Below are 2545 nucleotides of genomic sequence, written 5' to 3'. Positions count from 1 at the left end.
GCAGGCGGCAGAGGCGGCCATAGGCGGCGCGGTCGGTTGGATAGACGAGCACGGTCGCGCCGTCGTCGAGCCGCAGTTGGCCGCCCACGATGAGGCGCACGCCCGTGGCCTTGGCGGCCTCATGGGCGCGCACGAGACCGGCCAGGCTGCCCAGGTCGGTGATGGCCAGCGCCTCGAGACCCCCAACTGCGGCTTGGGCGAAGAGCTCGTCGCACGACGAGGCCCCGCGCAGAAAGGAGAAGTGGCTCAGGCACTGCATCTCGGCGTAGCGGGGGGCCGGGCTGGTGGGGTGCATTCCCTCGTCAGGGCGTCTGGAGGCCGACGGCTGACCGGCCGGCGGTTCGCCGATCCCATCCCCGTCGCCTGAGCTGTCATTCGCCTCGCTCACGCGAACAGCCCGTGGAGGAACCAGCGCTGCGAGCCGGTGGCGGGGTCCCGGCCATCGCCGGCCCGAAACAGCCAGAAGCGCTGGCCCGCCTCGTCCTCCATGACGAAGTAGTCCCGCACGGCCCAGAGCTCGGCGTTCGAGCGCACCCACTCGCCGTAGATGCGCTCGGGCCCATCGGCGCGCGCCACGCGACGGCGCACGCCCCGCCAGGTGAAGTGAACCGGCGGGTGGTCGGGCAGCAGCGCCATCGTGTCCACCGGCTCGGGCTGGGCCAGGAGGCGGGCGGGGCGCGGCCAGCCGGGCTCCCAGCGGCCCGCGGTGGGCGCTGCGAGCGGAGCCACGCGCCGCACCGAGCGTTCGGGCGTGTCGCTCTCGACGGCGGCTAGACGGTAGAGCCGCTGCGCCCCCAGCCGGTTCGCCAGGGTGTCAACGAGGGCCGCCACATCCGCCTCCGGCGCCTCGCCCAGCGCGGTGAGCGCGGGCCGCCAGCCCAGGGGCTCGGTGCCGGGCGCGACCAGTGTCATGCGCTCGACGCCCAGGCCCGGGTCGACCCGCTCGAGACGGTCAGTCAGCAGCCGCGCCACCCGCCGCGGCTCGCGCACGGGCTGGGCCGTGCCGACCCGGACCGCTTCCACGCGGCCGTCGACACGGTGGAAGAGAAGGTCGAGCCGACGTGCGCCCAGACCCTGGGCCTCGAGCGCCTGCGCCAGCATCTCCGCCAAGAGCCCAATGGCGCGGGCCAGCGTCTCCGGGGCGCTGATCGGCTCGGCAAAGGCGCGCTCCGCCCGCAGGAGGTCCGGGACCACCACGGGGGTGATGGGCTCAGGCAGGCGACCGAACGCCTGGTCGAGGCGCCGGCCCGGGGTGGGCCCGAAGCGCAGCGCTAGGGGAGCCCGGGGCTGGGCTTCAAGGTCGCCGATGGTGTCGAGCCCGAGCTGGCGCAGTCCAGCCAGCGTGGGCGCGTCCAGGCGCAGGGCGGCCAGGGGCAGGGGGCCGAGCGCCGCCACAAGCTCGGCCGCATCTACCACCAGAGGCGACACGGCGCTCCAGCGCGCCAGGGCGTGCGCCGCGCCCCAGGTCGGGGCCATGGCCGCCCGGGCCTCCACCTGCACGGAAGCAAGCCGCCCCACGAGGTCGAGGAGGAGCGCGTGCTCGCCGCCATGCAGGTGTGCAGCCCCCGTGACGTCCAGGACCAGGCCGTCCGGCAGGTCGGGGGCAACCACCGGGGCGTAGCGCCGCTGCGCCCAGGCGGCGAGCCGCGCGAGCCCGGCCGCGTCCTCCGCCGGGGCGGCCGCAAAGACCGCGAGCCCGGGGACGAGCGCCTGCGCCTGCGCGGCCGGGAGCCCCGGACGCAGGCCCAGCGCGCGCCCGGCGGCGTTGGTGGCCAGCACTACGCGCCGGCGGCCGTCGGAGCCCACCAGAGCCAGCGGCACCTCAGGAGGCGGCGCGGCCGCGCCCAAGCGGCGCCTGAGCCGGTCCACGGGCCAGCTCGGCAGGTAGAGCGAGACGACCCCCCTCATCGCAGGCCTCCAGCACCCAGTCGGCACTCGCCCCCGCCTGCGCCCGCACCAGCTCCACGAGCCAGCGCGCCCGGCCCACCCCCGGCACCGGCAGGGGCGCCGAGGGCAGCGCCGACACCCGCCAGCGCGTCCGCGCCGCCGTGGGCTGGCCGAAGTCGGAGGCCTCGGCAGGCCGGCGCCAGCGCCGGAGCGCCAGACCCAGCGTCCCGCCCGCCTCGGCGGCGAGCTGCAGCCGGCGCGAGGCGGTCAGCGACAGCTTGGCCACCTCGGCCACCACGCCCCCGAGCCCGCCATGGCGCAGGCCCTCCTCGGCGCACGAGAGCACGGTCGCGTCGTCGCCCGCCTCCACATAGATCACCCGGTCGGGGTCGAGCCCCACGTGGGCCAGCGCCGGGGCGAACAGATCCGGGCGCGTCAGGCACCACAGCACCCGGCCCGGCGCCCGCGCCAGGAGGCCGGCGGCAAAGAGCGCCGCGGCCGTGCCGTGGACCACGTCGGCGCCCCCGCCGGCCACCTCGTGCAGTGCGCCCCGCACGAGCCCGCCCCCGGGCAGGCGCGCGTCGATCGTGGGCAGGCCGAAGGGGAGCACGGCCGGAGGGCGCGAAGGGTCGCGGGCCTCCAGGCGAGCGATGTCGGC

At 77.0% G+C, this 2545-nt stretch carries 3 protein-coding genes; all 3 read right to left on the bottom strand.

Annotated elements, in window-relative coordinates:
• The coding region (locus tag FHG71_RS23050) for a PHP domain-containing protein (protein WP_139084142.1) at positions 1 to 295 on the bottom strand (295 nt) is incomplete at its 3' end.
• Positions 296 to 384: 89 nt separating this feature from the next.
• Entirely contained in the window at positions 385 to 1908 is a 1524-nt protein-coding gene (locus FHG71_RS23045) for a Y-family DNA polymerase (protein ID WP_139084141.1), read from the bottom strand.
• The coding region (locus tag FHG71_RS23040) for an ImuA family protein (protein ID WP_218014229.1) at positions 1823 to 2545 on the bottom strand (723 nt) is incomplete at its 5' end. The genes FHG71_RS23040 and FHG71_RS23045, both read right to left, overlap by 86 nt.

The sequence above is a fragment of the Rubellimicrobium roseum genome (assembly GCF_006152145.1).
GTDB classification, from domain to species: domain Bacteria; phylum Pseudomonadota; class Alphaproteobacteria; order Rhodobacterales; family Rhodobacteraceae; genus Rubellimicrobium; species Rubellimicrobium roseum.
This window is presented reverse-complemented; position numbering and strand designations above follow the sequence as displayed.